The following is a 24,813-nucleotide window of genomic DNA, read 5'->3' on the forward strand; positions in this document are numbered from 1 at the left end:
GCGTTGTGAGCGAAATCTGAACATGACTCAATTCATTCGATATAGTCTTGCCATACTGCTGATTAGCCTGGCTTCCTGTCAGCAGGTACTGGAACCACAACCCACTACGTTGCTGGTCGACAATCTGGTTCTGAACGAACCCAATGACGTACAGCCCGTTCGTATTGGGCTTTACAGCGCCTTAAGAGGTATGTCGGCTCCCAACATCATGGCTGGCGATTTTACGGCTGATTACGTTCAGGCCAACGGTACGTTTACAGACAATATTGAATTTGGGACCAAACGTATCACCGCAACCAATGGCATTGTTAACGCGCTATGGGGGAGCATTTATAATACTGTATACGTAGCCAATTTTATTCTGGAGAAATTGCCCGCCATTACTAATATATCGGATGCTACCCGCAAAACGGTAACGGCCGAAGCTCGTTTCCTGAGAGGCTGGGCCAACTTTATCGGGGCGTATACGTATGGCGACATTCCGAGAGTAACAACGACTGATCCGGTAACGAACCGGACAGTGCCGCGTGTAGCAAAGGCTACGATTCTGGCGTCGGTACTCGAAGATTATCAGGCTGCTTTGGCCGACCTGCCCAACGTAACGTCGGCCTCGACAAATGCTACGAATAACGCTACGTATCTGAACAAAGTAAACTGTCGGGCGGCAATGGCGCGGTATTATTTATACCTGAAAAACTGGGTACAGGCAGAAGATTTATCGACGCAGGTAATTAATTCAAATGTTTACAAGATTGAACCGGAGTATGCCAACGTCATCACGAAAGATTTTATCAGCGAGTCAATTCTTGAGGTTGGATATAATCTTTCTGATGACCCGGGTACGAGCGCCACTAGCCTGAATAACATACTGGTTGGTCGTCGGGAAATTATTCCCTCGAATCAGTATGTTAGCCTGATGATTTCGGCTGAATCTGGTACGCGTCGGGAAACCATTACGTTCGATGCGCAGCAGCAGCGCGGGAACGACAATGGCTGGACTGTTCGGAAATACGGAACGGCTTCTGAAGATAATAATAATATTGTGTTGATGCGCCTTGCCGAAATGTACCTGATTCGGGCTGAAGCCAGAGCGCAGCAGAATAAAATAACAGGCGCCAACGGAGCCGTTGCCGACCTTAACGCACTGCGAGCCAGGGCGAAAGCTCCCGTTGTTGCATTGACGGCCCAGGGCGACGTACTATTAGCGGTTGAGCGCGAACGTATCTACGAACTGTCATTTGAAGGACATCGGTGGTATGATTTGGTACGTACAGGACGGGCGCAGGCCGTCCTGTCGGCGTTTTCGCCCAACTGGAACAACCGATTCGAGCTCTGGCCCATCCCTCAACCGGAAATTCAGCAAAATTCGGCCCTGACGCAGAATCCGGGCTATTAACAATCAGAACCAAGCGTAGCGCATTTAGTCGATTTGACGAGTATGAAACATATAGACAAACAGCATTTTTCGTTTTCCTCTGGCCGCTGGCTGCTGGTGCTGCTTACTGTTACGTTGGCAGGATGGGGAATCAGTGGTTGCGAGAAACAGGATCTCGACAAGACATTCGATGGGCCTTACTTCGTCCGCTTTACAGACACGACCCTAACCTATAAAGAAAGCTATAGCAAACCCATCACTATCCAGGTGCATAATGTCGGTCCACAACTGACGGAGGCAATTACCATCAATTATACGGTGAGTGGAACCGCCCGCGAAGGCAAAGATTACACCATCGTAGGCACGAAAGGGAAAGTGGTCATTCCGGCCAATAAGAGTACGGGAACTATCAGTGTGAAATTGATTAATAACGCCAACAACATTCTGGAGTCGCATTCGCTGAACTTTACGTTGACTAGCGTCTCGCCGGCTTCGTTGCAAGTTGGCTTTGGGAAAGGTGAAGTGCCAATAGGTAAAGTCTTTAAACTGATTATTCAGGACGACTGCCTGTTTGGAGGATCTTATACAGGAACAAGTCGGCTAGGTAACCAGAACTACACGGTTTCAGACGCAGAAATTACCAGCACCGATTGCAAGACCTATACCTTGAAAAACTGGAACATCGCTCTCCTGGATTTTAATGCCATCAAGCCAACGCTCACCTTTGTCGACAATGGCGATAATTCACTGACGATACCATCCCAGACAAACACAGAATTAAGCTCAACCGACCGAATTTCAGGAACAGGGGCCTGGAATCCGATTGACCGCAAAATCACGCTGAATCTTCAGCTTACGGTTCGACAGACTAATGGTAGAGATACTACGCTAACGTTCCCGCAAACCTATACACCCCAGTAAACTTGTAGAATCGATACAATCGATTCGCTAAATGAATCTGAACCATGCGACAACTACTACGTCTTCTCATCATTCCAGGTATTGTGTGGGTGCTGGGCGGTTGTACCGAAAAACTGGAACCCAAGCCTGCTACGTATTCGCAGATTCTGACCGGTACTGACAAGAAAACCTGGCGGACGGTTTCGTTTCAGATTATTGATGATGGACAGGCTTCGCCGGTGACTCCGATCACGCAAAGTGGTGTAGATAATTGTATCACAGACGACCTGCTCACGTTCTACGCGAACGCAGAGCATAAGCTGGAGGCCAGTGAAGGGGCATCGAAGTGTACCTCAACCGATCCTGATATTTATGTGACAGATTCGTGGGCACTGGTTAATGCCAACGCTACAGTGGAATTTTACCTGCCTGTACTGAACGGTAAATATCCCTGGACCATTAAAAACCTGACGGCTAGCTCGTTGACTGTCGAATATTATTTTCAGGATATCAACGCCAGTTACCGATTTACCTTAAACTCAACTACAAAATAACGCTGCTACATCCGCAGCTAAACGTTTATCGACAAAGCGCACAGGTGCTACGTCATACATGTTCCTCAACTAACCAGGCGTATGTTACGATTATTACTCAGTTTGCTAGTGTGTGCGTTTTTGTCCACCAGCGTAAAGGCGCAGACGCCCGTTCGTCAGCAGTGCGTAACCATGGAAATGGACAGCCTGTTACGTGCCAAACACCCGGAACTCGGTACTCTAAACGATTTTGAGCGGGATTTGCAGTTGAAAATGCTCGAAATCAAAAAGAAAATGCAGGCTGGGCGGTTAGCCGCTACAGTCATTACTATCCCGATTATCGTACACGTTGTTCACAATGGCGAAGCCATTGGCTCCGGACGTAACATCAGTTTGTCGCAGGTGCAATCGCAGTTGGCAACGCTGAATGAAGATTTTCGTCGGAAAGTAAATACACGTGGATTCAACAGCAATCCAGTCGGGGCTGATATAGAGATTGAGTTTTGTCCTGCAATCGTGAACCAGCAGGGTCAGACGATAGCCGAACCCGGCGTCGACCGCATTAATGGCAACCGGGCCAACTGGAATCGGAACGATATTGAAGGTGTACTGAAACCCAGTTCGTATTGGGACCCGGATAAATACTACAATGTTTGGGTGGTCGATCTGAACGAACCTGTTGCGGGCGGTGGCTCGGTATTGGGGTATGCACAGTTTCCCACCCAGTCGAATCTGCCGGGGATTCCAACCTCGGCTCCGGGTAGTACCGACGGGGTTGTTATCGATTATCGCTCGTTCGGGAATTCCGAAAAAGGCAACTTCGCAACCATGCGTGCTACGTATAATTTAGGGCGTACGCTTACGCACGAAACTGGTCACTGGCTGGGACTTCGCCACATCTGGGGTGATACCAACTGTGGTGATGATTTTTGTGCTGATACCCCGCCACAAGCGTCGGAAAGCCGGGGTTGCCAACCTGATCGGGTTACGTGTGGGAATCGTAACATGGTGCAGAATTACATGGATTATTCCGACGATGCGTGTATGAACATTTTCACACTTGACCAGAAAGCCCGTATTCGTGCTGTGATGGATGTCAGCCCGCGCCGGAGTAGCCTTCTTTCGTCGAATGTATGTGGTACGCAGGTAGCAACGAAACCAGTCTCAAATTTTCGTACCGAAACACGCCGGGTCCTGTTAGGTGGGCAGGTTCGCTTTACTGATTTGTCGGGTGGTTTCCCGACGAGCTGGAGCTGGACGTTTGAAGGAGGAACACCATCAACCTCTAACCAGCAGAATCCGGTTGTTACGTATAACCAGCCCGGAAAGTTCAAAGTGACGCTTGTTACGTCGAATGCGGCTGGTCAGTCGGACCCGCTTGAGCGAGTCGAATACATTGAAGTGCTGAATCAAGGCCTTTGCGCAGAAATAACCAATTTCAACGGTACGCCAACTGTGCTGGCCGAGCCCAACGGACGCGGCTACGTAGCAGGGCAGAACAGCAAGCAAAGTCAGGCCGTTTCCGAGTTTTTTGATAACTCACTCGGATACAGCAATCTGGCTGGAACCGCAATACGTTTCGGAGTGGCAAAAGCTGCCAAAGGCGCAGCCACAGAAGCAGTGGTGACGGTAACTGTATGGAACGGGCGTGGCTTCCAGAACGGGCCGGGTGCTATTCTAGAGCAGAAAGATGTTCCACTGAAAGACATCCTAAACGACGTAGCAGCTAACCGCCCCACCGTCGTTACGTTCGACCGGAACGTACCGTTGAGCGGACTACCTTTCCACATCGGTGTTACGTTGCCCTACGTAGCGGGCGATACCGTTGCGTTAGTGACGACCAAAAATGGTGAATCGCTCTTTGCCACCGCCTGGCGGCAGAACAGACAGGGTAACTGGCTTCGTTATGCCGATAGTCTCGGCCTGAACGTAGCACACAACGTAACGGCGCGCATCGGTATGAAAACGTCGGTACAGGTAGCCGCATCAGCCATATTTATAAACCCCGGCGAAACTGTTACGTTAAATGCCCGTGGAGCCGGAATTTATAACTGGTCAGGAGCAGGCCTGAACACGAACTTGGGTCCGCAGGTAGTGGCCAGCCCCACACAAACGACGTCTTATACCGTTTCGGGTTCCGGTTCGGATTTGTGTAGTACATCGGCAGTAGTCACCGTCAATGTCCGAGCGGGTACCGTTACGTCCAACACACCCCCGTCGGAGCAAGCGTTACTAGTAACGCCCAACCCCAGCGATGGTCAGATGATGGTGTCGTTCACCAGCCCGCTACGTGGCGCCCTGACGCTCGGTGTCAGAAACGTAAACGGAGCCGAACTAGTACGTCAGAATCATCAGAAAACGGCCGATACGTTCCAGCAAGCCCTTGATATACGAAACGTAGCAGGCGGCTTCTATTTTGTCGAAATCAGGATTGGGGAGCAGGTATTCCGAAAACGAGTTGTGAAACACTAAACGTAGCGGGGCCGGATTTCTAAAATCCGGCCCCGCTACGTTTAGTGCTTAAAGAATGAAGCTTTACAAAGATTTGAAGCTAATCTTTACGTTCCCAGATTCTACCATCACCCAACGCAAAGCGTTCTTCCTCGATGGAAATTAATCCGAAACTAATCGCCAGACGTAATCTGTTCTCGGGGTTGTCAGAAGCCGGAGGCATACTACTTTCCCATCGGCCACAAGCATAAGGGTAGTCGCCTTTTCTACAGGAAGCTTGCCTTAAAGAAATAAAGACACCGGGGCTAGGGCTTGCTGCAAAAACTGGATAAGCAGAATAATACAGAAATTCCTTGTTAAGGTTTAGATGCTGCACTTGTAATGGGTTCATCTCTATCTTGTATTGATCTTCGATAACCTGCCTTACAGAATCAATTGAGTGCGCTTTGTTATTGAAATAGAAGCTTACCCCATAAATAGGTGCCTGTTTCGGAATATTTCTAACGCTTGGACTCTCCCAGCCTAGACTATCCCAATTTACCATATGCCAATCAAAATACCAGATAGTACGAGCAGTAGCCGCACTATCTATATATTGCCCGTCGGTAACGTATTGAGCGTGTTTTGTACTAAGAAGTTCTCCTAAACTAAGTGGAAAGCTTACTTCCTGCCCTATCAAAGTTGCCTTGAAGGGAGATGTTTTGAACAATTGCTTTTCCTGTGTGCAACTTGCCAAAAGCATAAGTAAAAATGCGACCTTCTTCATTGATTGGTTGGGCCTATCTTTTCCGTCAGTATGGAAAGATTAAAACTTTCCATACTGACGGTTTTTGATTACCCAATTCCCATTTTCGTTTTTCAAGTTGAAACGAGCAGTAGCGTTACCAGCGTGAAAAATGAAGAAAATGGTTGCAGAATCATTAGTAAAGAATTTTATAGAAGGTATACTTACATAAAATTCTTTGGGATGTTGTTCATGTATTTGATATACATCTCCTGCCACTGATACAACTTGCGCTGGCTTACCGGCAAACGTGAATTGCTGATTGTGTTTAACAGCAATACCAGTGATTAACTTGAGTTGCTGATTGCCAAAGTCTTTTATCAGTTCCGCTTCTAATGGTTTGTCTGCCAAAACACTCTGAACCACATTGACTGTATCTTCAAGATTGAGTTCACGACTATCTTCAGTTTTTTTTGTGCAACAGATTGATGCCAAAACCATTAAACCCAAAATGAATTTTCTCCCGAAAAACTTCATTATCATTGCGATGGTCTTAATTCGGTTTTTGAAATCAATAAGTAATTGATCCGATATTTATGATCGCTTGCATTGGTCGGAATTTCATAAAACTTATTTGTTATATTCTGCCAAATTGCCGGTGAATTATTGCCCAACCAACTTGACCTCTTTGTAATTCAAAAAGACCTGTTAATCCACTACCTCGAAAAACTATTGAAACTTTAACATTCCCTTCTGGCATCACTTTGAACATAGGCACTTGCCCAAAAAATTTGCCTGGAAACTTGGCTCTTATTTCATCCGTAGTCGAATCATAAGATACTATACTCACGACTTGGTTATTAAACAATAACTGAGAGTTAGGGTGTATATTCTCTCCAACAACCAGCTTTAATTGTTTTTCTTTAAACTCATTTTTTAATTTACTGACTAAAGGTGGATCATCCAACACTTTTTGAATTATTTGAACAGAATCAGATTGACTGATTGAATCATTGTTTTTTTGTTCATGAGAACACGAAAGAATAAATAGGCTCAAAAGTGGTAGGATAATTGATTTCCAAAACCTAAGCGGTTGGTCTATGTTACTTCTCAAAGAATCTGTAGTCATAATTGCCAGCGTTATTTTTGGTGATTATAGTTCCAAATGCCATAATTTCCATACTATCTCCAAACTCATAACCAGCTTCAGAGATGTTATTTTGGGCTGCTCCCCAATGAGTAAATTCGTGAAGCAAGGTTACAGCAAGTAAAAAAGCTGTAGCTTGTTGAGTACTCTTTAGATTTGCCTGTTCTAGCCCTCTCACAAAAGATATTTCGATTTCCACTGTCCATTCGGGAAAACCTGGACAAGTGCAATGGCCTTTTGCTTTATTACCATATTGAGATTTTACATCTTGGATGAGAATACGAGGACCTCGACCGACTGTTAATAAATCTAATACCTTACCAGCAGAATAGCCGGTAAAATGCATAATGGCTTCTCTGACTTTTGTATCATTAGCTACAATCGTTGGTAGACTGCGGACGAGATTTGCAAATCTCGGATATCTTTGTTGATCTTCCAGACTCATTATAAAAGCATTACTACCATCTGGTTTGGTACCGTACCGGTCAACATGGTTCCGTACATTAGCTCTGGCATTTGGGAATTCATTAAGTACCGCTATTTCCTCGGCAGTGAAAGTAATGCCTCTATAAGCCATATCCCGGTAAAACTTTATTCTAGAGGCTTCTTCTGCCGATTGACCAATAGGGAGTCTGAAATTTGGGCGTCCAGAAGTTGTCGGTCCGCCTGGCATTCCTATACCGCCACCTCCTCCAGTAGGCGATCCTGTGCCACCTCCTCCGCTACCACCGCCCCCATCTCCTCCGCCACCACCCCCGCTTCCTCCATTACCATTACTTGCTGGACCGCAGCTGTAGAAAACCAGATCTACTATTTTTCCAGTGTTGCAATCAAGAACATAATCTATGCAGGGAGTCACATAAACACACTGTACACCACTGCTAGAAGAACCTGTTGGATCACTTGACGGTGCTCTTAGATTGGTATATAATCGGCAACTTGGTACGATTTGCATACCTTGCCCAGGATATTCCCAATAGAGTTGCATCTGTGCTCCGCCCGAATATTCAACGTAGTCAATGGTAATATCATATTTCTGACCCGCATTCAGGTAAATACTACCCTGCATCCAAGTGGGTCCATGCCCGTTCCAGTCATCTATTAAGAGCTGGTCATTTATCCAGAGTCGCGTACCGTCGTCGTTATTAATTTTAAAGGTATAATTACCACTGACGGGTGCTTCGACCTGTCCAAACCAGCGTACTGAAAAACCATCTTCGTTGACTACTCCCGGTACTGGTGAGCCACCCCAAGTGAAATTAAGTTGTGCATCGGTGCGAACGGTTACCGGATTCTGAGCGAGGTCCGTACTGTTTGTGTAGAAGCCTAATAATCCGTTGCCTGTACCACAGCCACTTGATGGCGGGTTCGGATTTGAAGGCGGATTAGATTGGCCAGAGCTTAAGTTGCAGCTGGTGGTGAAATTGATAGATATTTGATTTCCACCCTGTGTTGCCGTTCCGGTCATGCTACGTCCTGTTCGTGCATCGCCGGGAAACGTATAGGTGGCTAGGTTGTTAGCATTTACTGTGCCGGCGAATATGCCCGGCATGACTACGTCAATCGGTGAACCATTGCCACCCGTAAACTGATATTGCAAGACGCCAGAGTTGCAATCGTAGCCCATAATCTGGAAGGCCAGGCTTCCACCTGAAGCTGGTGGATTGGGAGTACTGGGCGGATTTGGGTTGTTGGGCGGATTGGGATTGCCAGAACTGAGGTTGCAACTGGTCGTGAAACTAATTGAAACCTGGCTGCCCGACTGATTGGCATATCCGTTAACACTACGTCCCTGACGCGCATCGCTGGGGAACGTGTGCGTCGATACGTTGTTGGCGTTTATCGTACCGGCGAATATGCCCGGTAACGTCAGGTTGATGGGAGAACCATTACCGCCTGTCATTTGGTATTGTAATACGCCGGAGTTACAGTCATAGCCTACAATTTGGAAAGCCAGACTCCCGCCCGACGGTGGATTGGGATTGCCAGGTGGATTAGGCGAAGTGGGCGGATTGCCACCCCCAGAACTCAGATTACAACTCGTGGTGAAATTGACAGAAATCTGGTTGCCTGATTGATTAGCATTCCCACTCACGCTACGTCCTGTCCGGGCATCACCGGGGAAGGTGTGCGTTGATACGTTGTCGGAGTACATCGTACCGGCGAAGATACCGGGCAGTACTACGTTGATGGGCGAACCGTCGCCCCCGGTGAATTGGTATTGCAACACGCCCGAGTTGCAGTCGTAACTCACAATCTGGAAGGCTAACGCCCCGGCGCTACGTGCACCTTTATTTGAGTGTGCTATGTTGTTGCCGGTCACCGTTACGTTCAGACGCGACTTATCGACAAACAGGCTGTTGGCATCGGCTAATCCATGACCACGTAGCAGACGGAATTCGTTTTTAGAGCCAGCTTTCGTGAAATAACCCTTTAGTATATACGTAGCGGTTGGTTTTTCAGCTGAGAGCTCTGTGCCGACATAGTCGACGTAATCGCCACCGGTTTGAACAAAGCCTTCTGGGAGCAGTACTTTCAGCCGAAACGCATTGGAGCCGGCCGTTGTAAATAATAGCGCAGGGCTGATGTTAAGATAGTGCGCGACAACAGTAATCGTGAGTGGTTCGCCTACAGCTATCTGCTGCTTGTCTGCTTTCAGGGTGAAACGAATGGGGTCATTCGTTTGTGGACGGCCTGGGAATTTTGGAGTGAGTGCGGACTTTACAGCTTCTCTGGGGTGCTCTGGCTTTTTAGGATAATCACCACTGTGAGTAAATGACAAAAGGAAAAAGGTGAGCACCGGAAGTATTCTAAAAAGGAATACGGTTTGTACGCGCAGCAAGTACTTGTTTCATCATGGAATAAATGGGCAGGTTTTAAGAAGAGTAAAGGTAAATTTTATGAGCTATTAGGATATTATTAATTACTATAAAATGATATATATGATTACTTAAATGTCTCCAAGATGATGATACGAACTATGAAATGAATCATGCCTATCTATTTTGACTCAGATTGTATGTTGCTTCTTTATTGTATTATTTGATTATTTAGAAACTATAAAGCCGTTTTAACCTTCAATTGTAAATTGAAAAATGGTTTTTTTGTCATTCTGACGAAGGAAGAATCCTGAGGTTTCTTTGCTCTTAAATGAGGACACTTTAAGATTCTTCCTTCGTCAGAATGACAAAAAAGCCTACTCATGAAAATTTCAAATACGTAAATAATTCCAAAAGCAAAACGGCACTGAAAGACTTCGGTGCCGTTTGTTTTGAGAGAATACTATGTGTCTTTGTCAGACTAAAACAATCAGCCAAACATATTTTTAGCCTTAATACCCCGCGTTTTGAACCAACTTCTTGTTCGTGTCAATTTCTCGTTGTGGGATAGGAAGTACTAAATTATTGGCGTTAGCAGGAGCTGTACCAACGGCTGTACCGTTCCGTTTGAGTTCTGGTAAGAGCTGTCCTTCAAAGGCTAGTTCCAGTCTACGTTCACGCGCAATCGCATCCAGGTTGAGTTGGGCTGCGGTTAATGGCGTCGCTTTGGCCCGGCTTCGAATCAGGTTTATATCGGCCAGCGGAGCTGCGCCAACGCTGGTGTTCAGACGGAGATTGGCTTCTGCCCGAATTAAGTACATTTCGGCCAGCCGAACTACTGGAACGTCGCCAAACTGGTCGTTAAATTTGCTGGTGAATGTATTGATACTGGCCTTATTAATAAATTGACCACGTACGTCATTGGCTTCATACAACTGTAAAAAAGCCTGTTGCAACCGAATATCACCCCGTCCCTGGTTCAGCGTAGAGGCAAAAAAGGTGTTGAGATCGTTAACGCCGTCCTGTTCCGATACAACCAACTTGAAAATTACTTCAGATTGGTTTGTTGCATCGGCGAATGCATCCCCAAAATTACTGGTCAGTTGGTACGTTCCCGACGTGATTACCCGATTGGCTGCATCTCGAGCAGAAGCATAGTTTTTCTGCTGGAGATAAACCCGTGCCAGCATAGCCTGGGCCAATCCTTTTGTAGCAAAACCAGTTCCGTTTTCCTGCTTCTCCGGTAACATCGATTCGGCCTTCGTCAAATCGTCCAATACTTGCGTATACACTTCGGCAACCGTATTGCGTGCCCGATAATCGGCATCAGATATGGCTTGTGTTGGCGTAAGCACTAACGGCACACCTGGATTCTGAGCCGGAGTGCCATCGTTCCAGTCCTTCGCATATGCTTTGACTAGTTCAAAATATAACGCGCCCCGAATAAAACGGGCCTGTCCTTCAATATTCCCACGAGTTGCTTCCCGTACTTTACTTAATGCAGATAGTACGTTATTTGACATATTAATGGTGTTATAACCAAATAGCCAAAAATCGCGCACGACGGTGTTCGACGTAGTAACTGCTTTCTGCGACAACTCAGACATGGCAGAGTACGTACCGGCAAAAACAACATCCCGATTATTCCCTAGTAATTCGCTGATGTATTGAATACCACCACCGTACAGATTGATGTCGCTCAGGCCATCATACGTACCGGTTAGGGTTATAATAACATCCTGTTCCGTATTAAGTGCCTGCGATGCTTCAATACTTTGCGTGGGTGCAACATCCAGACGTCCGGCGCAGGCTGTGACAAGCGCAGTTGTCAGCCCCGCGTAAAACCAATTTTTTATGTATCTGTTCATGACTGAAAAATGCATAGTGGAGTATGTGGACTAAAAACCAATGTTGATACCGCCCGTAATGGTACGTGCCTGTGGAGACGAGTAGAAATCGTATCCCTGAGCAATGTTCGTCACCGTGTCATCAGCATTCACCTCAGGGTCCCAGCCGGTGTATTTAGTGAACGTAAACAAGTTTTGGCCCGTCAGAAAGAGACGTACCGAGTTTAATTTGACCCGGTTAATCAGCGATTTAGGCAGGTTGTAGGCTAACGTAGCGGTACGTAGCCGCACAAAACTTCCGTCCTGAATGTAGCGGCTGGAAGCTTGTGAACCGTTGGCCCGATAGAACCGTGCTTCTGGTACGTTCGTGTTGGGGTTTGCTGAAGTCCACGCGGCTAACTGATCGGCAGTTTGGTTGTCCTCGTAAATCCCGTTAGCCGATGAGTATTGACCCACGCCAAAGAAATTGATTTTGTTACCAAAAATACCGTTGAAAAATACGGTCAGGCTAAGCCCTTTATAACTGAACGTATTGGTGATGCCACCCGTCCATTTGGGCAATGCATTGCCAATAATAACACGCTCGGCCTGATTATACGTATTCGTAGTAGTCCGATCTACGGTTCCATCAGCAGCAGTTGTATTCTTATACCATAGCGCATCGCCATTGGCTGGATTCACCCCTGCATATTCGCGCGTGAAGAATACACCCAGCGGCTGACCTTCTACAGCCCGACTCATGGCCTGAAAACCACCTTCAATAACCTGCCCTTGCAGGTTGGTAATTTTGTTTCTGTTCGTAGCAAAATTCAGACTCGTTGTCCACCGGAATGCACCTACCAGGTTTTCGGTGTTGAGCACAAATTCAAAACCCTTATTTTCCAGATTACCTACGTTGCGAAATTGTGTAGCAAAGCCACTCGTACCCGGTACGTTCACGCTCAGTAACAACCCAGAGGTAAGTTTCTGGTAATAATCGATTTCGCCATTGATTCGATTATTGAGGAAACCAAAGTCGATACCCACATCGACCTGATCCGTTGTTTCCCATTTCAGATCGGGGTTAGCTAATTGAGAAGGGCGTTGACCGGGCAAACCAGCGTACTTGGCGTCGCCGGTAAACAAACCCAATTGCGGGAAATTCTCAACCGATAGATTCCCAGCCGTTAGAATTTCAGCATTCCCCGTCCGACCGTAGCTGGCCCGTAATTTCAGGAAGCTAATCGAGTTATTGTTCTTCAGGAATTCTTCTTCTGTTAGCACCCAACCTGCCGAAACCGCCGGAAAAAACCCATAGCGACTGTTACGTCCAAATCGGGATGAGCCATCGATACGTGCACTAAGACCAACTAAGTAACGGTCGGAAAGCTTGTAATTCGCCCGTGCAAAATAAGACAGGAACCGATAGTTCGACTGGGTAGACGTACCGTCGCTTTTTACGGCTGCACTGGCAATCTGCTGATACGCATCCGACGGGAAATCCCGGCCTTCGATGAAGTTGACGTTACGTTCCGATTGCTGGTACGACATTCCTAACGTAGCATCGATGACATTACGTCCCAGTTGGGTCGTGTAGGTAAAGAAATTATTCGTGTTGTAATTATCGACGCGGTTGTAACGATTCTGCCCAAGCCCTTGCGGAGCGCTGGAGTTACGTGCCGTTTTGCTGTTCCAGTACCGTTCTTCCTGCTGATTCAGAACATCGAGTCCAAATTCTGAACGGAACGTAAGCCCTTTCATAATCTGCAACTGACCATAAATGCTGCTAATACTCCGATAAACCGTTGTATTGAACTTCGTGTTGCCGAGATTAATACGTGGATTGTAATAAAGCGGTATAGTTGCATCGCCCGGCGGGGTTCCGGTTTCCAGGCCCGTTTCTGGGTCTGTAGATGGCGTGAGCGGAACCAACGCATTGAGTTGCAGTGGATTGTCGAACTGACGGTCGCCTGCAATGCGTTTATTGAGCGTGCGGGATATACTCGTATTAACGCCTACTTTAATCCGACTGGAAACCTGGTGATCAATATTTATACGGCCTGTATACCGATTTAGCGCGTTTCCAATCAGAACGCCTTTCTGATCCAGCAGTTGCCCCGAAATGTAGAATGATGTTTTTTCATTGCCTCCATTCAGGTTTAAATCATACTGCTGGAAAGGGGCATCCTGAAAAGCCAGATCTCCCCATTTAGTATCGACCTGATTTTGCGTACCGAACGTACCAAGCGATTGCGCGTTAAAGAAATCTTCAATATAGGTTGAATATGAATCGGGATCTGCCGGATCGATTTGGCTGATACGGTCGCGATTGGCTGCCGCCCGACGGTAAAAGCCTACATATTCTTCAGCATTCATGAACCGAACGTTATTCGTTGGCGTACTGGCGCCGTATTGAGCGCCAAAATTGACGTTTGTGCGACCGGCCTTTCCTTTCTTGGTCGTAATAAGAATAACGCCATTGGCCGCCCGCGAACCATAAATAGCCGCTGCTGAGGCATCTTTCAGAATATCAATCGACTCAATATCCAGTGGATTAATATCTGCCAACGGGTTCGTCTGAGCACTGTTGATGCTGAGGTTTTCGGTGGTAATGGGAATGCCATCAACAACATACAACGGCTGGTTCGATGCCGATACCGAAGATTGACCACGTATGTTGATTCGAACAGCCTGTCCTAGCTTACCTGATCCTGCATTTACCTGAACGCCAGCGGCTTTTCCCTGAATAGCTTGGTCAAACGTAGTGACGGGCTGGTCCTGGATATCAGCAGGACGAACCTTGGCGATGTTGCCGGTCAGGTCCCGTTTAATTTGTTGACCATAACCTGTCACGACCACTTCATTCAGGTTGCGTACGTCGGTTGCTAGCTTTACGTTGATCGTTGAGCGATCGCCGACCCGTTCTTCAATGGTCGAAAAACCAATAAAGCTGTAAACCAACGTAGCATCGTTATCAACGCTGATGCTATAATCACCACTGGCGTTGGTTAACGTACCAACTGTTCGGCCTTTTACTGTGATCGATACGCCCGGCAAGCCCGAGTTGTCGTCCGACGTTGAGACCCGGCCCGTAACCGTCCGGGTTTGTGCGTAGCTCACCTGCGTAACCAGAAAAAGCAACGGCAGAATGATACGTAGTAGTTTACTCATAAGTTTGAGTTGGTTAAATTGAATGTGTGCGCAAAATAATCAATATTGGCAGATATTAAATTGACATTAATTGCGGAATTTACTGTAAAGAAGTGACATATTAGAACGATACAGGAATATATTAGGAATTTGCAAAATAATGAAAGGTAAAATGCCTGTTAGACGTAATACATCAATAAAGTAACAGCTTAATCCTTGGAGCTATGTTATTTTTTATTTCCCTGAAAAATTGAATCTACAACACAAAAATCACCAATTAATAATCAGAAAGTTAAACCTTAAACTACTCGGCACAGTCAAACGTTTATAAGGCAAATGCCTTCCCGAACAACGACAATGAACCGCCTGTTATCTCTCTCTTTGTTACTTATGCTGCTGGCGACTGGGGTGTACGCCCAGGTGCAGTATACAACCGAATCGCCCCGCGTGGATGATGTTAACGATCCCGACGTAACGATTAAGCGCGTCGAGCTCACCGAGCAGTATACCATTATCTACATGAAATTTGAAAAGGTAGGAAGTAAACCTTCTCAAAATCGTCAATGGCCATTTCCAATCCCACTTCCTAACGGTGGAAGCTTGGGTGGGAATACCGATCCTGATAATATTGGCTTCCAATCGTCATCTCGCCTGTATGTAAATCAGGGTGAGCGCTCCTATAAACTCATTCGGGCTGAAAATATTCCTTCGGAAATGCGTCGGCAAGTTCCGCCCGGACAACGGGTTGATTTTGTAGCTTATTTTGAACGAATAGACCCGGGTTATACTACGTTTGACCTGTTTGAATGTAAGGATTATCAAACTAAGACGAGTAAAGTTGTCTGCTTCAATTTCTGGGGGGTGCATATTATCAATCCCAAAAAGAAGGAACCATATGCACAGCGCACACCGAAAACACCTGCGCCAGTTCCGCCAAAAGAGCAGCCCCGGTATACGCCCCGCACCAAACCGGGTGTAGGTACCGATACGCCTACAGACACACCTAAACCGTCTCAACCAGAAGAGAAACCCGCTCCAACGGCGGTTGCTATCAATGGTGTGACACGTAGCGCCAAGACGAAAGAGCCGATTGTAGCCACCGTTACGTATCGGCTTATTTCGGGTGCTGAAGCCGCTGGCGATGATCCGGCTGACTCGGTCGAAAGTGTCAGTCCGACGGGTAAATACCGCATTCCTATTGAGCGTCGGGGTGTTTACGCCGTAACCGCTTCGGCGAAAGGGTATTTCAGCCAGAGTGATACGTTGGCAACGAACCGCGTGGACGTAGCACGCGATTTTAATCTCGTTCCAATCGAAGCTGGAGCAAAGATTACGTTGAAAAACATCTATTTCAACGTATCGAAATTCGACCTGATGCCGGAGTCGTACCCTGAACTGGATCGACTGGCTGGTGTGATGCAGTCGAATCCAAGCATGAGTATTAAGCTTGAAGGGCATACGGATACGGTGGGAGATTTCGATTCAAACGTAGAACTATCGCGCAACCGGGTCAATGAAGTAAAGCGGTATCTGGTCAGTAAAGGAATTAGTGCTTCCCGAATCGAAACGATAGGGTATGGCCCTTCGCGGCCCATCAACACCAACAAAAGCCTGAAAGAACGCCCCGAAAATCGCCGGGTCGAAATGGTAATCGTGAAAGCATAAACATAAAGGGTTGTTTGTTGTTCCAAATACGCGAAGCAGTTTTTGTCATGCTGACCAGGGAAGCATCTTAAAGATTCCACACTATTCAGTAAGGAAAACTTAAGATGCTTCCCTGGTCAGCATGACAAAAATGACTTTCGCTGGAACAAGAAATATGATGAAACAACCCTTTGATCTTGACGTAATGCTGGCCCGAATTGAGGAGGCCATCCGTCCATACCCGAAGGCCGCCATGTTCGATTTAGTTGAACGGGGTTATGATACATTGTTCGAGCAGTTGATTTCGTGCATTATTTCCATTCGTACACTCGATGAAACGACTATTCCGGTATCGCTGCGTTTGTTCGAGAAGGCTCGTACGCCAGAGCAACTTCTGACACTCGATATACCAACACTAACACAAATTCTTTACGGCACAACGTATCCCGACCAGAAAGCCTACACCATGCGCGGCATCGCCGAACGTATCATGAATGAGTTTGGAGGAACCTTACCCGCCGATTTCGATACGTTGATTTCGTTGAAAGGAGTAGGACCGAAGTGCGCTAATCTGGCGCTGGGTGTAGCTACCGGACAGGCCGCCATCAGTGTTGATATCCACGTGCATCGGGTGGTGAACCGCTGGGGTTTTGTTCAAACCAAACAACCCGAGCAGACGCTGAAAGTGCTGGAAACCAAAGTGCCACATGAGCAATGGGTAAATATCAATCGGCTGTTGATGCCCTTTGGCAAACACATCTGCACCGGTACGTTGCCTCACTGCTCGACCTGCCCGGTACTGGATTGGTGCGAGCAGGTTGGTGTCGAACGCCATCGCTGAACGTAGCACTATTGTTCACCCTCTGTCAGGGCTTCGCGGAGGCTGGCTAACGTAGCGCGGCAAGCCTGGTCGAGTTGCTCGTATAATGTAGTCTGTTGCTCAACAGCCTGTTCGGCTACAGTTTGCGTACTTCCCGATTTGGTTAAATCGCTAACCGTAGGGCTCTTCGGCTGAATGGGGACGAACATCCCTCCGTTGTCGGCGATTAAATCGGTTAACGTAGCGCGATAACGCCCGTATTTCGGTTCAATCGTCAATGTATACCGGACGCTCTGCTTACCAAGTGGATAAGACGCTTTTACGAACAGAATGTTATGTTCCTGATCGAAATGTACTTCCGTGTTTGAGGTATTACCGTATTGATCATCAGCCCATATCCGGGCATGTTCCATAATTTTCTTCGCCGGTCGCTTGCTGTCCTGTAGCTTGATAATTTCCTGATACTGAACCTGTCCGGCTTCATTGGCTGGAAGCTGAACCTGGGCGAAAAGAGTTGCCGAATAGCAAACTAGTAAAGCAAAAAATATAGCCTTCATATACGTAGTAACAAATCTGAGATCACCACCCGAGCAAAGTTGACACCTATCTTCCAGTTCCGAAAGAATTGCAAAAATAGCCAGACATCACCAGAAATGCTTACCGAGTTTCGGCTCCGACAGGCTCTGGCTGTCGGAGCCGCGTTAAACAAATATCCGACCCGGCGGTTGTTTTTGATACGTATCAATCCTGACTTGTATGCCAAAACTGATTTATGACGTAGCGGCTTCGCTCGATAATTTCATTTCCCATTCCGACGGCTCGATTGACGGTTTTCTAATTGACGGTGAGTTTGTTAACGACTTTCTGGAACGTATCAAATCGTACGGTGTAGCACTGATGGGCCGCAGAACGTATCAGTGGGGTTACGCATATGGTTTGCAGGAAGGCGAACCGGCCTATACGCAGGTCAATCCCGATCTGAAGAACTACATTTTCTCCAAAACCCTTACGTTCGAGCCGGGCCAGTTGGTTGAGGTAATTAGCCACGATGAGATTGATTTCGTCCAAAAACTGAAAGCTGGCGATGGTGGAACAATCTGGCTTTGCGGAGGTGGCGAACTGGCCGCTACGTTGCTGGATGCGAAACTAATTGACGAGTTGGTTATTAAACTCAATCCGGTCGTTTTGGGCGAAGGTGTACGCCTTTTTGGCTCAAGTACTACCAACGTTACGTTGCAATTGATTGAGTCGAAGGCATACGAGAACGGCTTGATGTTGCTACGTTATCAGATTACTTATTAGTGAACAAATTAGTGAACAAAACCGCTTTTAATCATGAATAATCAGGAACTGAGTAACGAACTCAATTTGCAGTTTACAGAATTGCTACGTATGCTTTCGTCCTTGAGCGAAGAAGAATTGAATCAGGTACCGTTCGAGGGAAGCTGGACAGCCGCGCAAGTTGGGGATCATCTGTCGAAAGGGTACAATATATTACCAATTCTGAGCGGAAATACTGAGCCGGCAAACCGACCTATTGATGAAAAACTAGATGGAATACGAGCGGTGTTCCTTGATTTTTCGACCAAATTGGAGTCGCCCGAAGAAATTGTGCCCGATGGTGGCCCATTTGAAAAAGCTGAACTAATCGGTCGATTGACCACACAAACGCAGTTACTGACTTCTTTCGCGCAACACAATGATCTGACACTGGTCTGTCTGGACAGCGAATTGCCGCAAATTGGTACGTTGACGCGGTATGAGTGGCTTTCTTTTATGGGAATTCACACGCAGCGGCATATTCACCAGTTGCAAAAGATCATTCAGCATCTGAACAATGCACTATTGGCCACGCGCTGAGGGAATAGGCATTGAGGCTGGCGAAACGACCATTTTCGTGCGTAGGCTAGGGGCTGGATCTCCTTGGCCAAAAAGGAGTCTCTTGATACAATGAACCAGACAATTAAGCCGGTAAATAAAGACTTAACCCGCTTTTAACCAGAGCATCGCTATATTCGTGTAGACTAGGGTTAGGTATGGATAATCTGGCAAAAGGGCAGTTTTTCGGCGTATCAAGAGACGAACTTTCTATTAATGGATTGACCCTCGTGCAATCGGCATACCATAACCTGCAAGGTTGCCCCTGGCACTACCACGAAAATGCTTACTTCGCGTTTACCACCAGTGGCACCCTGCTCGAAACCTATAAGCAGAAGGAAATTGCCCTGAGCGCGGGTTCACTAACCTATCATCATAGCCAGGAACCTCATTACAATAGCCGCTACTCCTCTTTTGTATCGGCCTTGCATGTCGATATTGACGATAGCTGGTTTAATCGTTTGGACATCCCGAAATCCCGGCCCGAAGGCTTGCTGGAATTAGGCTCTCCCGATCTGAAAATTCTGTTTGCACGCCTGCTGGCCGAAACCCGTCAAAACGGAACCGAGAAAAAGCTCAGTGCGGAAAGTCTGGTCGTGATGGCTTTTAGTCAGCTGAGCCGGTCGAGAGAATATACCGACCGCAAGCCCGCCTGGCAATCCAGAATTCAGGAAATGTTGTACGCCCACTACGACGAAAACCTCAGCCTGACCCACCTTGCCGCTCAATTGCAACTCCATCCGGTTTACCTCTGTCAGCAATTTCCGAAACTGTTTCAATGCACATTGGGTGAATACGTACGCAAAATCAAAATTGAGAAGGCGACGCAGCACATGATGGCCAAAGAACCGGTATCGCTTACGGAACTGGCTTATGCGTGTGGATTTTCCGATCAGAGCCATTTTACCCGCGTTTTTAGGCAGCAAACCGGGCTTACACCCATGAATTTCCGCCGACTGATCCGGTAAATTCGACTACACCTTAATTCTATTCTATTTTTTCGTTGATGACCGGGGCAATTTCGAGCCGAAAAGCACTGGATTTACAAACCTGTTAACACCATGAACAGAAATCGATTTATGACGGCGCTACTCACCCTGGCGGCTACGCCGTCTCTGGCCAGAATTAAGAACATATTCCAACGTTCCAAAGGATTTAAAATTAATGCGGGTGAGGGTCGAAAACACGGGCATATCAAGCTCAAAGGCGTCAATGTCAACGTACTGGATGTGAAAATTTCGGGTAGTGATACCAATGGTGACCTGGCCATATTTGAGCAAACCTCGCTCTCGCCCGGACGCGGGACGCCGTTGCACATGCATCCGGCACAGGATGAAATCTTTTACGTATTGGAGGGAAACTACGCTTTCCAGGTTGGCGATGAGAAATATCGGCTAACGGCGGGCGACAGTATTTTCTTGCCCCGACAAGTCCCCCACGCCTGGACACAGATTGCTGAAAAAGGAAAGATGATGGTGATTCTGCAACCGGCCGGAAAGCTGGAAGATTTCTTCGTAACGATGGCCGCGATGGATCACGAACCGACTAAAGAGGAAGTTGCTACCGTATTCAGTAACAATGAAATGAAGGTGGTAGGACCGCCATTAAAGATCGAGTAACGTAACGACTATTTATTGAGATACGCTGATAAACGTAGTACAATAAGATGACTCAAATTTAGCGCTGGTAAGCTCGAATAGCATAAAAGCAATGGTTATTTGCTCAACCCGTGTTTGTTAGGCAGCCCAAAACAGATCCAGTGCGGTCTTTACGAGTTCGGGTTGGTCTTCAATGGCGACGTGACTGGCAAACGGTACGTTAAAAAATGCTGAATCAGCGATATGATCGGCCAACTCGGCAGCGCTTTTTCTTGGGAAGAAATCATCTTTGTCACCACGGATTATCAGCGTCGGACAACGGATTTGTTTCACCATCTCGCCTGGATAACCAGTGGCAGGCGACGTATCAAGCCACATTTCACGGATTGCTTTTGCCGTTACGCTGAAATCAATGGCAGGATTAAGCCGTTGATAATCGTTGTACGAATCCGGCAGTCGTTCACGCCAGCTTTCGGGCGAAACTTTTTCAAAACGCTCTTTTGACGCAAGTACATCGGCCTCACTCCAGGTGCCGCCAATCGTAATCAATTTGTCAATTGGGGTAGTGCCGGAAGCCGCCATCCGATAGCCGACAATACCGCCATCGCTAAAACCTAAAATACTTACTTTTTCGATGCCTAACGATTGGATGAGTGCTTCTGCATCGCGTTGCATCTGGGCATACGTCAGCTTGGCCGTACCCAACGTAGATTTTCCCTGACCACGACCATCAATGGCGATCAGCGAAAATTTGTCGGCCAAATAAGGCGTTATCGGATTGAAGTATTCGAGATGGCCAAATCCGCCGTGTAATAACAGCAGATAAGGTTTTTCGGGATTTTTGATCTCCTCGTAATAGATGTTGGCTCCCTCGATTTCAAAAAACTGTCCAGATTCGTGATCAAATTTCTTCATGAGTCATTTACTGATTATTACGTTCAGGCTGGTACGTAACGTAGCAAAACCAGGCCTGCTTTGTATGTTTTCGTCGCTACGTGTTTCAGTTGAGGGAGGGAAAAGCTGTTGGGGAAAAGTGCTTTACCTTCGCCCAATACCACCGGACAAACGCGAAGATGATACTCATCAATCAGCCCGGCTTTCATCAGCGATTGTGCCAGCGAAATACTGCCCCACAACACCATATCTTTTCCCGATTGCTCTTTGAGCGAACGTATCGTTTCGACGGCGTCTTCGCTGATTACCGTAGCCGGTTTCCACTTTCCCCAGGGCGCTTGAGTTAGCGTTTTTGAAAAAATGAGTTTAGGCGTCTCGTTTAAGCGATCGGCAATAATCTCGGTATCCGTTTTCGCTTCCGGCCAGTAATCGACGAACATCTGATACGTATTCGCACCCAGCAGAATTGTATCAATACTGTCCATGAAGTCGAAAAGGTCCTGATCGGAATCCTGACTCAACTCCGGGGCCGAAAAAAAATCAATTTCGCCTTTGGGGCCACCTGCATATCCATCGATGGTTACCCATTCCTGAAGAATCACTTTTCGCATAAGCTTATGGAACCGCTCCGGCGGATTGGCAGATTTTTATGATGGTTATGATATAAACTGAACCTGTTCAATTTTTTGTCATGCTGAGGCACGAAGCATCTTAAAGTATCCAGACCTGAGAATAAGGAGACATTAAGATGCTTCGTACCTCAGCATGACAAAAACACGCATTTTGAACTCCTATTTAGTTTATTTCTTATCGAGAAGCGGGCGCGGGTCGAACAGGACTTTGATCGATTTTACCTTTCCGGCTTCGGTGACGTACCAGCCGCTGCTGAAGATTTTCGGGCCGCCCATGTCGATGTTATACCATAGACAAACATCATCGCCATCGACGAAAACTTTCTCTATGTCGTATTTGAACTTCATTTTCTGCATGTCCTGAATGTAAACGTCGCCCCCATTGCGGGTGCCCATTACGCCCACGAACGACATGTCATCGGCGAGTAAATCGCGGGCGGCTTCGAAATCTTCGTCATTCAGTGCTTCAATAAATGCCAGCACAGTTTCCTTCGCCTGGGTTATGGTTGTCATGAGTAAGCTGATTGGTACTACGTTAAAGTATAATAGATACGCCGGCTTTTTGTTTTCGATGCTACGTAAACCGATCTGACTGTGAAGCGTTTATAGTAGATATCGAAACAATTGTAATATGGCTAGAACGGGCACGATAGTATGGCAGGCAATACAATGGACAGGATTGGAACATTTCAATCTTACTACGTTGACAGATGGCTTTCTGGCCGAAGGGCGATTAGTTGGAGTCGATGAGGACGTAGCGTATACGTTTCAGTATCAGATTCGTACGGATAGCCAGTGGCGAGTTCTGGAGGTAATTATCTATACGGACGTAGTGAATCAGGTACTGTTTCACCTGACTGCCGATGGAAAAGGCCACTGGTATGATGAGTCAGGTGCTACGTTGCCGGAGTTGACGGGCTGTATCGATGTCGACCTGACGTTAACGCCTTTCACCAATACGTTACCCATCCGACGACTACAATTTTTGCCCGAAAAGTCGGAGCCAATTAAGGTCGTTTATATTGAATTGCCAGCTGGAAAAATTAGCCCGGTCGAGCAGTTTTATACGCAACTAGCTGCCGGTACGTATCGATTCGAACAGCCCGCTATTGACTTCGTTGCTGAACTGGCCGTCGATGCAGATGGGCTAATTCTTGACTACCCGGATTTGTTTCGACGTATTACGTAGTGCCAACAATCAGCGTATTGGCTGGTTACTAATGAACAGGATTCGAACAAAAACGTAGGTAGACTATGGTTAATGCACATCCATTCCAGATCAACGTACCACAATCAGTTCTCGATGATTTGAAAGAGCGCCTGGCCGATACGCGCTGGCCGGATGAGATAAAAGGTTCCGATTGGGATTATGGCACCAACCTGGATTATCTAAAAGTACTGACCAATTACTGGCTCAATACGTTCGATTGGCGCAAACAGGAAGCTATGCTCAACCAGTTTACGCAGTATAAGGCGAACGTTGACGGGCTGGCTATTCATTTTATCTACGGAAAAGGTAAAGGTCCTAACCCGTTGCCGCTCGTGCTGACTCACGGATGGCCTGACTCCTTTTTTCGGATGTACAAAATCATTCCGATGCTGACCGACCCTGAGTGGTTTGGCAAAGACCCCGCCGATTCGTTCGATGTTATTGTGCCGACATTTCCGGGATTTGGTTTTTCCGATAAACCTTCTAAACCCGGCTTCAATCTGGGACGCGTGGCCGAACTCTGGCATAAACTAATGACTGATACGTTGGGCTATCAGCATTACGTAGCGGCTGGTGGCGATGGCGGAGCGGCTGTGTCGGAACTGCTCGGGCAGAAATATCCTGATTCGGTGCTGGGTATCCACCTGACCGACGTAGCGTTTCAGGCGAGTTTGAACGCTGATCCGAAAACATTTACGGAAGCGGAGAAAAAATATTCGGATCGAATGCAGCAAGTAGGTATGCAGGAAGGCGCTTATGCCATGCTTCAGGGCACCAAACCCCAGTCACTGGCCTATGGGCTAAATGATTCGCCGGTTGGGTTGGCGGCCTGGATTATCGAAAAATTTCGCACCTGGAGCGACTGCGATGGCGATCTGGAAAGCGTTTATACGAAAGATGAACTGCTCACAAACATCATGATTTACTGGATCACGGAATCGATAGGTTCCTCGATTCGAGGCTATTATGAAGAAACAACCCAGTCGTCGTATAAGCCGGGAGGTCGGGTAAACGTACCAGTCGGGATGGCGGTTTTTCCGAAAGACAATCCACCGCCACGCGAGTTTGCCGAACGGGGCCTGAATATTCAGCGATGGTCCGAAATGCCGCACGGCGGGCACTTTGCGGCTCTGGAAGAACCCGAAGCACTAGCCGATGAGTTTCGCGCTTTCTTCCGGACGCTACGTAAGTAATTAAATTAATGTTTGTTAT

Annotated in this window: 23 protein-coding genes; 13 read left to right on the forward strand and 10 right to left on the reverse strand. The window is 47.1% G+C overall.

All coding sequences use genetic code 11. The annotated features are described in order from the left end of the window. Nucleotides 1–22: 22 nt before the first annotated feature. The 4 genes from IC229_RS11215 to IC229_RS11230 all read left to right on the forward strand — a co-directional run bounded on the left by IC229_RS11215 (nucleotide 23) and on the right by IC229_RS11230 (nucleotide 5,280). A complete protein-coding gene (locus IC229_RS11215) occupies nucleotides 23–1,396 on the forward strand; it encodes a RagB/SusD family nutrient uptake outer membrane protein (protein ID WP_190887056.1) in 1,374 nt (457 codons plus the stop codon). Between the two features lie 42 nt (nucleotides 1,397–1,438). After that, nucleotides 1,439–2,296 (forward strand): Calx-beta domain-containing protein, encoded by an 858-nt coding sequence (locus tag IC229_RS11220; protein ID WP_190887057.1) that lies wholly within the window; start codon nucleotides 1,439–1,441, stop codon nucleotides 2,294–2,296. 44 nt (nucleotides 2,297–2,340) lie between these two features. Then, complete coding sequence (locus tag IC229_RS11225) at nucleotides 2,341–2,829, forward strand: hypothetical protein (protein WP_190887058.1); 489 nt, start codon at nucleotides 2,341–2,343, stop codon at nucleotides 2,827–2,829. A gap of 81 nt (nucleotides 2,830–2,910) precedes the next feature. Continuing rightward, nucleotides 2,911–5,280, forward strand: a complete 2,370-nt coding sequence (locus tag IC229_RS11230) for a M43 family zinc metalloprotease (protein WP_190887059.1) — start codon at nucleotides 2,911–2,913, stop codon at nucleotides 5,278–5,280. Between the two features lie 79 nt (nucleotides 5,281–5,359). Here IC229_RS11230 and IC229_RS11235 read toward each other — a convergent pair whose 3' ends face one another. The 6 genes from IC229_RS11235 to IC229_RS11260 all read right to left on the reverse strand — a co-directional run bounded on the left by IC229_RS11235 (nucleotide 5,360) and on the right by IC229_RS11260 (nucleotide 14,946). Continuing rightward, complete coding sequence (locus tag IC229_RS11235) at nucleotides 5,360–6,025, reverse strand: hypothetical protein (RefSeq protein ID WP_190887060.1); 666 nt, start codon at nucleotides 6,023–6,025, stop codon at nucleotides 5,360–5,362. Between the two features lie 39 nt (nucleotides 6,026–6,064). Next, nucleotides 6,065–6,520, reverse strand: a complete 456-nt coding sequence (locus IC229_RS11240) for a hypothetical protein (RefSeq protein WP_190887061.1) — start codon at nucleotides 6,518–6,520, stop codon at nucleotides 6,065–6,067. A gap of 100 nt (nucleotides 6,521–6,620) precedes the next feature. Beyond that, nucleotides 6,621–7,112, reverse strand: coding sequence for a hypothetical protein (locus IC229_RS11245; RefSeq protein ID WP_190887062.1), 492 nt, complete (start codon nucleotides 7,110–7,112; stop codon nucleotides 6,621–6,623). Next, entirely contained in the window at nucleotides 7,087–9,930 is a 2,844-nt protein-coding gene (locus tag IC229_RS35920; protein WP_190887063.1) for a PA14 domain-containing protein, read from the reverse strand. Before IC229_RS35920 ends, IC229_RS11245 begins: the two co-directional genes overlap by 26 nt. Before the next feature lie 531 nt (nucleotides 9,931–10,461). Beyond that, a complete protein-coding gene (locus tag IC229_RS11255) occupies nucleotides 10,462–11,817 on the reverse strand; it encodes a RagB/SusD family nutrient uptake outer membrane protein (protein WP_190887064.1) in 1,356 nt (451 codons plus the stop codon). A 30-nt stretch (nucleotides 11,818–11,847) separates the two neighbouring features. Continuing rightward, nucleotides 11,848–14,946: a SusC/RagA family TonB-linked outer membrane protein gene (locus IC229_RS11260; protein WP_190887065.1), complete on the reverse strand. Its 3,099-nt coding sequence runs from the start codon at nucleotides 14,944–14,946 to the stop codon at nucleotides 11,848–11,850. Between the two features lie 336 nt (nucleotides 14,947–15,282). Between IC229_RS11260 and IC229_RS11265 the strand changes: the two genes are divergently transcribed. Beyond that, entirely contained in the window at nucleotides 15,283–16,590 is a 1,308-nt protein-coding gene (locus IC229_RS11265) for an OmpA family protein (protein WP_190887066.1), read from the forward strand. A gap of 157 nt (nucleotides 16,591–16,747) precedes the next feature. Beyond that, a complete protein-coding gene (locus tag IC229_RS11270) occupies nucleotides 16,748–17,410 on the forward strand; it encodes an endonuclease III domain-containing protein (RefSeq protein ID WP_190887121.1) in 663 nt (220 codons plus the stop codon). An 8-nt stretch (nucleotides 17,411–17,418) separates the two neighbouring features. On the opposite strand, the gene IC229_RS11275 is transcribed toward IC229_RS11270, so the two are convergent. Beyond that, the gene (locus tag IC229_RS11275) at nucleotides 17,419–17,946 is read right to left on the reverse strand and encodes a DUF4468 domain-containing protein (RefSeq protein WP_190887067.1); all 528 of its coding nucleotides are present in this window, start codon (nucleotides 17,944–17,946) and stop codon (nucleotides 17,419–17,421) included. 39 nt (nucleotides 17,947–17,985) lie between these two features. On the opposite strand from IC229_RS11275, the gene IC229_RS11280 reads away from it, so the two are divergent. The 5 genes from IC229_RS11280 to IC229_RS11300 all read left to right on the forward strand — a co-directional run bounded on the left by IC229_RS11280 (nucleotide 17,986) and on the right by IC229_RS11300 (nucleotide 20,886). Further along, entirely contained in the window at nucleotides 17,986–18,165 is a 180-nt protein-coding gene (locus tag IC229_RS11280) for a hypothetical protein (RefSeq protein WP_190887068.1), read from the forward strand. After that, nucleotides 18,146–18,691, forward strand: coding sequence for a dihydrofolate reductase family protein (locus IC229_RS11285; protein WP_190887069.1), 546 nt, complete (start codon nucleotides 18,146–18,148; stop codon nucleotides 18,689–18,691). The genes IC229_RS11280 and IC229_RS11285 overlap by 20 nt, the downstream gene beginning before the upstream one ends. Before the next feature lie 33 nt (nucleotides 18,692–18,724). Continuing rightward, nucleotides 18,725–19,249 (forward strand): DinB family protein, encoded by a 525-nt coding sequence (locus IC229_RS11290; protein WP_190887070.1) that lies wholly within the window; start codon nucleotides 18,725–18,727, stop codon nucleotides 19,247–19,249. 176 nt (nucleotides 19,250–19,425) lie between these two features. Continuing rightward, a complete protein-coding gene (locus IC229_RS11295) occupies nucleotides 19,426–20,235 on the forward strand; it encodes a helix-turn-helix domain-containing protein (RefSeq protein ID WP_190887071.1) in 810 nt (269 codons plus the stop codon). A 93-nt stretch (nucleotides 20,236–20,328) separates the two neighbouring features. After that, nucleotides 20,329–20,886 carry a cupin domain-containing protein gene (locus tag IC229_RS11300; RefSeq protein WP_190887072.1) on the forward strand — a complete coding sequence of 186 codons (558 nt, stop codon included), beginning with the start codon at nucleotides 20,329–20,331 and terminating at the stop codon, nucleotides 20,884–20,886. Between the two features lie 117 nt (nucleotides 20,887–21,003). Here IC229_RS11300 and IC229_RS11305 read toward each other — a convergent pair whose 3' ends face one another. The 3 genes from IC229_RS11305 to IC229_RS11315 all read right to left on the reverse strand — a co-directional run bounded on the left by IC229_RS11305 (nucleotide 21,004) and on the right by IC229_RS11315 (nucleotide 22,904). Continuing rightward, the gene (locus IC229_RS11305) at nucleotides 21,004–21,780 is read right to left on the reverse strand and encodes an alpha/beta fold hydrolase (protein WP_190887073.1); all 777 of its coding nucleotides are present in this window, start codon (nucleotides 21,778–21,780) and stop codon (nucleotides 21,004–21,006) included. 23 nt (nucleotides 21,781–21,803) lie between these two features. Beyond that, entirely contained in the window at nucleotides 21,804–22,370 is a 567-nt protein-coding gene (locus IC229_RS11310) for a dihydrofolate reductase family protein (RefSeq protein ID WP_190887074.1), read from the reverse strand. Between the two features lie 189 nt (nucleotides 22,371–22,559). Continuing rightward, nucleotides 22,560–22,904: a nuclear transport factor 2 family protein gene (locus IC229_RS11315; RefSeq protein WP_190887075.1), complete on the reverse strand. Its 345-nt coding sequence runs from the start codon at nucleotides 22,902–22,904 to the stop codon at nucleotides 22,560–22,562. Between the two features lie 118 nt (nucleotides 22,905–23,022). Here IC229_RS11315 and IC229_RS11320 point away from each other — a divergent pair, with 118 nt between their 5' ends. Together IC229_RS11320 and IC229_RS11325 are read left to right on the forward strand one after the other, a co-directional pair. Then, nucleotides 23,023–23,580, forward strand: coding sequence for a putative glycolipid-binding domain-containing protein (locus IC229_RS11320; protein ID WP_190887076.1), 558 nt, complete (start codon nucleotides 23,023–23,025; stop codon nucleotides 23,578–23,580). Nucleotides 23,581–23,645: 65 nt separating this feature from the next. Next, on the forward strand, nucleotides 23,646–24,794 hold the full coding sequence (locus tag IC229_RS11325; protein WP_190887077.1) for an epoxide hydrolase family protein: 1,149 nt from the start codon (nucleotides 23,646–23,648) through the stop codon (nucleotides 24,792–24,794). The last annotated feature ends 19 nt before the right edge of the window (nucleotides 24,795–24,813 follow it).

The organism is Spirosoma profusum (assembly GCF_014699005.1).
GTDB classification, from domain to species: domain Bacteria; phylum Bacteroidota; class Bacteroidia; order Cytophagales; family Spirosomataceae; genus Spirosoma; species Spirosoma profusum.